The 6,000-nt window shown below is 42.1% G+C and carries 6 protein-coding genes and 1 pseudogene; 5 read left to right on the top strand and 2 right to left on the bottom strand.

What is annotated here, in order from left to right; translation table 11 throughout:
• The first annotated feature begins 263 nt into the window (after positions 1–263).
• From QZ209_RS02790 to QZ209_RS02800, 3 genes are all read left to right on the top strand, one after another.
• A complete protein-coding gene (locus tag QZ209_RS02790; protein ID WP_294344501.1) occupies positions 264–986 on the top strand; it encodes a DUF169 domain-containing protein in 723 nt (240 codons plus the stop codon).
• A 305-nt stretch (positions 987–1,291) separates the two neighbouring features.
• Complete coding sequence (locus tag QZ209_RS02795) at positions 1,292–2,341, top strand: hypothetical protein (protein WP_294344502.1); 1,050 nt, start codon at positions 1,292–1,294, stop codon at positions 2,339–2,341.
• Positions 2,342–2,672: 331 nt separating this feature from the next.
• On the top strand, positions 2,673–3,512 hold the full coding sequence (locus tag QZ209_RS02800; protein WP_294344504.1) for an ion channel: 840 nt from the start codon (positions 2,673–2,675) through the stop codon (positions 3,510–3,512).
• Between the two features lie 69 nt (positions 3,513–3,581).
• Here QZ209_RS02800 and QZ209_RS02805 read toward each other — a convergent pair whose 3' ends face one another.
• The gene (locus tag QZ209_RS02805) at positions 3,582–4,781 is read right to left on the bottom strand and encodes a site-specific DNA-methyltransferase (protein WP_294344505.1); all 1,200 of its coding nucleotides are present in this window, start codon (positions 4,779–4,781) and stop codon (positions 3,582–3,584) included.
• Positions 4,782–4,890: 109 nt separating this feature from the next.
• On the opposite strand from QZ209_RS02805, the gene QZ209_RS02810 reads away from it, so the two are divergent.
• Both QZ209_RS02810 and QZ209_RS02815 read left to right on the top strand, forming a co-directional pair.
• Positions 4,891–5,142: a helix-turn-helix transcriptional regulator gene (locus QZ209_RS02810; RefSeq protein WP_294344507.1), complete on the top strand. Its 252-nt coding sequence runs from the start codon at positions 4,891–4,893 to the stop codon at positions 5,140–5,142.
• A complete protein-coding gene (locus QZ209_RS02815) occupies positions 5,139–5,750 on the top strand; it encodes a hypothetical protein (protein ID WP_294344509.1) in 612 nt (203 codons plus the stop codon). The genes QZ209_RS02810 and QZ209_RS02815 overlap by 4 nt, the downstream gene beginning before the upstream one ends.
• 111 nt (positions 5,751–5,861) lie before the next feature.
• On the opposite strand, the pseudogene QZ209_RS02820 reads toward QZ209_RS02815, so the two are convergent.
• Positions 5,862–6,000, bottom strand: a pseudogene (locus QZ209_RS02820) (phosphoserine phosphatase SerB); the annotation flags it as partial.

Raw genomic sequence — 6,000 nt, forward strand, 5'->3', positions numbered from 1 at the left:
GAGGATGACTGAATAGAGACTCAATGTAGGTCGAATGAAGCAACCTCTTTGTTTTCCTCTCAATTTTGTTCCATATATCAGTTTGCTTTTCACTGTTTCATCGAGCCGTTGAAAACAGGGGCTTTTGGGAAAGGTTACTTTGCAGGTTCCGGAAAGATTGAGCAATAATGCTGATCGGGAGTTATACGGCATATTGTTGGTGCAAAGCAATTATATTTGTAGTACAGAGAATGAAGTAATGTTATGTGATGGAGGTAAGATTCATGGAAGCGAAAATAGTCAAGGACAGTCTCCGAAAGCTGTCTGAAGTTATACCGTTTCAATATCCCGCAACAGGTTGGTATTTTTCTGTGGAAAACCTGGAGAATTCGTTTATCTACAAAAAGGATCGATGGGTTTGTATGTTTATGTATTGGGCAGTTGTCATCAAGAAGGGAAAGAGAATTCAGTTCTCAGCAGACTGTGGGAAAGCCTGCCCCGGGATACAGGAATTTGGTGGTTTCACACCACCGGTGGACGATAAAGGAAAATTTATTGCTGAAATCGAACGCTTTAAAAAAACGCGTGCCCTTGCCCGGGCTTATTATCGAGATTGGGTAGCAGAGATTCACACTCCGCCAGAAAAATTCTTGTACTTTGAACAAATCGAAAAAATCGATGACAACAGGGAAATCGAAGTCGTCAATCTGTTTCCGGATATTACGGGGCTGGCAAATTTGACTGCCTTGGCTACTTATGACCGGGAAGAAAGCGGTACACTGATGCCTGACGCTTCGGGATGTCAATCAGCTTTCTCCATTCCCTATGACCAGAAGTTCAAAGATAAGCCAATGTGTATTATCGGGTCGATGGATGTCCTGATGCGGCGTTTTATACCAGATGATATGATCATGTTTTCAGCCCCCGCCAATCGGTTTGTTGAAATGGTGAATAATATTGAGGGTAGCTTTCTTGACAAAAAATTTGAAAACCCGACAAGCTTTTGACGACAAATTATTGAGCTTTTGAAAAGCACGGATTTTCACTACTGAAGCTCGCCGGTGAACCTAACGTTCTATCTATCAAACCCCTAGCTTTGGCAAAAGGCTGTCACCTGATAGGTCAGGCTTGGTGACAACCAAAATTTTGAACTGGTTCGTCTTGGTTCACGTAGCGAGTTAGGGTTATAGGAGCTTTTTTCGGAATCTTCATAGAACGTGACAACGGGGGTGGTAGTCCCCTTCTGTTTTTCTCTGAATTTTATCTTTAGAGCCTTTCTTGGAGGGGCCTTTATATATAAAAACTATTTCTGATGAATATTGACAAGAAAGGAATTTGGCAGCAGGCTGCTGGAGACACAGATCGAGATTACTCTGGCTTATGCCTTCAATGGGGGGTAATACTCAATGGACCTGCTTATGCAGGGCCATGGCCAGAATGTCGAAAAGCTCTCATTGAAGATGGCTGTTCGTCCAAAAAACTGACCGACCTTCGAAGATTTGCTGAAGAGATCTTAGATGGTGATATCATTGTTCTTCGTATGGGAACGTCAAGTGTTCTTGCTGTTGGTGAAGTCGTTGGGAAATACGAATGGCGTCCAGAATTTGGGGATATCGACGGTTGGGAAATACAGCACGTGAGACGTGTCCGGTGGTTATGGAAGTCCCCAAAACAACCAATGGTATTTGCAACATATGCATTAAAACAAGGGGATACCACGCAGCGTCTGGATTCAAAAGTTGTCCGAGGCTGGCTGAAGAATCTTACTATCCCTGCTAAAAACTATAGCCTTCAATTACCTGATCTACCAGCGATAGAAGATTCCAAAGAAATATCTATTCCTGATATTTCGGAATTTTTATTTGATCATGGAGTCGCAAGTGATTCAATTGCAAACCTTGTGGCACATATTGGAGAACTGATAAGAATTGCTAAGTGGTATCAAAGAAATAGCATGCCTTCTGAACATGAGACTGTTACATATCTTGTAATACCTCTACTTCGTGCTTTAGGATGGACACCTCAACGCATGGCAGTTGAATGGAATCGAGTGGATGTTGCGCTGTTTTCTAAATTACCAAGGGATGATAACCATCTTACTATAGTAGTAGAGGCTAAAAAAATGAATGCATCCTGTCTTTCAGCGATGTCTCAGGCGCAAAGCTATGCTCTAGGAAAAACAGAATGTCATCGCCTAATTGTCACTGATGGCCTGAGATATGGGGTGTATACTCGCAATTCATCAGATACTTTTATGCTATCTGCATATATGAACTTAACGCGATTGATGAGCAGTTATCCGATCTATCCATGTGCAGGAGCTAAAGAGGCCTTACTCATCATGGCTCCTGAGTGGTCTTGAAAATTGATGAATAATGCTTTTCAAGAAGTATGCAGTTGCTGCATAAGGGGGACAAAAGGCATCAAAACCTGCCTCTGGATAGATAGAATGATATAGTTTAATGCAGATACAGGGTGTTTCTGCTGTATTTTAATTAAACAGCAAAAGAAAAGATGTAGTGCTGATAATAAATAATGTTGCAGGCGTGCGCAGCGCACGCCTGCAACGGCTGAGTTGAGAAAAATCGGCAGTTATGTAGCTAAAGAAGGGGAGAAAAAGTCTTTAGCAGACGTTAAATTACCTGCGATACAACTAGGAAAGTCATACTGTCGAGGAGGGGTTAAAAAATACCGTGGAATCACCCATAGAAGACGGATTCATAAGGCCAGGATTTGACCTTGGAAAGGAAGATGATGGCTTGCAAGAGATTATTTCCTTTTCAAAGGAAGCACTTAGAGCAAGGTGGGATACAAAAAAGGGCCGGCAAATTCTACGTGATTGGAAGGCCAGCCACTTTGATAGAGATATACTGGATAGCTTGATTGGTCGGTTTTACCAGCATACGGACATCAGAGGTATTCCCCTCCAGGGTGAAAATATGGAGGATACTGATCTCAGTAAAGTGGATCTCTTTGGTGCAGATATGGAAAAGGCGCACCTACGCCGGTCTAATCTCAGAGATAGTTGGCTTTCTGAATCGAATATTAAGGGAGCAGTTTTTGATTGGGCAGAGCTGGATCAAGCGCGTTTTGATAATGTTAAGTTTGATAATACGACTAGTTTTGTTGGGGTGAACCTCAATGCGATTAATTTCACGCTCGCAGCAATACTTCAAGATTTAGCCATTAATCAGCAGCGCATCGCAAGCCTAGAGAGTGCTCACCCAAAGTTTGCGCTGTTTCTCCGGGTCACTTGTGACTATGGGCGTTCATTCACTCGGTTTTTTGGATGGGCAACTGGCGTTATCCTCTTTTTTGGTCTTTTATACTTTCTTATTCCCGGTGCCATCAGCCAGCATGGCATATTGAACAGTGTCTATTTCTCATTCGTGACATTTACCACCTTAGGGTTCGGAGATATTACCCCAGTCTCAATGGTAGCCAAACTACTTGTTATCGTGGAAGTTGTAATGGGATATATTATGCTTGGGCTTCTTGTGGCTATTGTCTCAAGGAGAGTAATTGGTGGCTAACTATATAAAGCTGCATAACCAATCACTCAAGCCGAAAAACCTGTCCTACAATTGGGGAGGAGCTGAATTTTATTGTTGGGAACTTGATTGATTGTTAAATGTGTCACACGTCCAAAGGCCAGCCTTCTTTCTTTTGATCTTTACTTCGTTCGTAAATAACTGATTTGTTTTAGACCTGTAATCGTTTAAGATTTGTTTTTCTTCTTCAATTCTCTCAAAACGATTTATGATGTCTTTTGCGGGTCCAATCTCGCATCCAATCCATTTTCTTTTTTTCAGCTCCGCAGTTATATATGTAGTTCCGGAGCCCCCAAAGGGATCTAAAACCACATCACCTTCATTACTTGCCATTTCGATTACTCTGTCCACTAGTTTTACGGAAAGTTCATTGGCTCCTTCGCGGCGCTTATACTTTGTATGGCGAACGGGAGGAATATCCAACCAAACATCAGAGATGTTCACGCCTTTTGGGTTCATTTTATGTTTGTAGCCGCCGTAATCTTTCAGGTCAGTTAAGCATTTTGGACAAACATCCATTGGCACTCTATCGGGATGAAAGGTTGTGGGTTTATCACCCTTGATGTAATAAAGAAGCGAGTAATGAGACGGGTACAATCGACCTTTTATTGGCAACCGGTATTTTATATCCACTGATACCCAGTGTCGAAATGTGAGGTAAGTATTTAAGCATTCAGCAAGCGATGAATTCCATTTGGGCAAGTTCCACAAGAAAAATGATCCTCCAAATTTTAATACTCTGACACATTCTTTAATCCATTCTTTGCTCCAGGATAGGTACTGGTGTTTTTTCAAATTGTCGTCAATATTTGATGGATAAAGTTTGTTCAGATTAAACGGTGGATCTGCAAAAATTAAATCAACAGAGTCACTTTCCACCTGTTGCAGAAGATCAATGCAATCGGATTTATACAGTTCTCCATATGATGTTTCCAGAACTTTTTTTGGAGATTTATTCCGTTTTTTAGCAGATTTTTCTTCTATCAGTGGAACAATGATATCAGGCCTTGACTTGATTGCCGCAAGTATCCGATCATCACAATGCCCCATCTGAATCATCAGTTCTATCTCTGAGATATTCCGTTTTTCCTGAATTGTATCCAGGTCCTTTCCCAAGGGGAGAACGTTTTCTTCATCATAATACAGTAGCCGCTTTGTCGGAATGTTTAATTCTTCCGATAGTGCTTTTAACTTAGCTGGTGTATAGTTGCTCAAACCTAACGCTGTAAGAAAATCATTTGAACGAGCCAAGATTTATCCCCCTTCGAAGAATTTATGAATGAGTTTTCTGTTGACTATAGTCGGTAGACTATAGTCAACATTCAGAGTAAATTATTTTTTTGAATTCTCGAAAAAAATAATGTCTGCTCCTGAAAAAGCCTTTGGAAATCTTATACGCAAGATAAGGCAAGAGAAGGGCTTGTCACAGGAAGCTCTTGCTTTAGAAGCAGGTCTGGACCGGACATTTATTTCCCTACTTGAACGGGGCAGCAGACAACCATCCCTAACGACCATTTTCAAAATCGCAAAAGTTCTCGGGATTTCTGCTAGTACTTTGATCTCTAAGGTTGAGTCTTCACTTTCTTTAAATCATGATGGTGTTGACTTATGAGAGTTGTGGAATCAGTGGACATACTCAATGGAAATCTTTTTAGCACGAATAGCTATTTGATGACTGCATGGCAAGAAGTGCTTTCCGCGATATCAGCAACAGACTGGCCGCATGGATCAGGAACGTTTTCCATTTATCCTGAGTCAGGGAAAAAATCTGGCCAAGGGAATGGTGTTAAGCCGATCAAAATTCCCTGTATAAATTACCTGAAATCAAAAAATTGGGTTATTGAAGGGCTACCGGATATTGAACAAACCGTGTTGAGAACCGGTGATCTTGACGCCTATAAATTTACACCTGATGGAGTCATTGCTTTTGAGTGGGAAACTGGGAACATATCATCAAGTCATCGAGCTATCAATAAGCTGCTATTGACAATGCAGCAGTGTCAGGTTCTCGGCAGCCTGCTGGTTGTTCCAGGTGATAACCTCAAGCAATACCTGACGGATAGAATAGGAAATATCGGCGAGCTGAGGCCATACTTCCCTTTATGGAGTGTTATGCCAAATATTTTTGGGGCTTTCAGAATTATTGTTGTTGAACATGATGAGATCAGTATAAACGTCCCCAAGATTCCAAAAGGAACAGATGGTCGAGCACAAAGATAACACTCTGAGATTCTAAAGCTATCAAGCCCCAAGCTATTAGAACAGGCTTGCGGACTGCCAACTGGCCTGACTCTCCTCTCGTCACTAAGCCTGGCTTGCCGGGCGTCGTCACTACCCCTTTCTCTTCCTTAATGATTCCCGGTCTCTGAAGCCCATCAGGTAGAGGATGGCGTCGAGGCCGAGGGTGGAGATTGCCTGCCGTGCGCTTTCCTTGACGATTGGTTTCGCGCGGAAGGCTATGCCGAGGCCG

The organism is Prosthecochloris sp., assembly GCA_015482705.2.
GTDB lineage: Bacteria > Bacteroidota > Chlorobiia > Chlorobiales > Chlorobiaceae > Prosthecochloris.

Bases quoted from the DNA above. Each gene is read 5' to 3' on its own strand.
- QZ209_RS02790 (WP_294344501.1), top strand. From the start codon at position 264: ATGGAAGCGAAAATAGTCAAGGACAGTCTCCGAAAGCTGTCTGAAGTT.
- QZ209_RS02810 (WP_294344507.1), top strand. From the start codon at position 4,891: ATGTCTGCTCCTGAAAAAGCCTTTGGAAATCTTATACGCAAGATAAGG.
- QZ209_RS02795 (WP_294344502.1), top strand. From the start codon at position 1,292: ATGAATATTGACAAGAAAGGAATTTGGCAGCAGGCTGCTGGAGACACA.
- QZ209_RS02815 (WP_294344509.1), top strand. From the start codon at position 5,139: ATGAGAGTTGTGGAATCAGTGGACATACTCAATGGAAATCTTTTTAGC.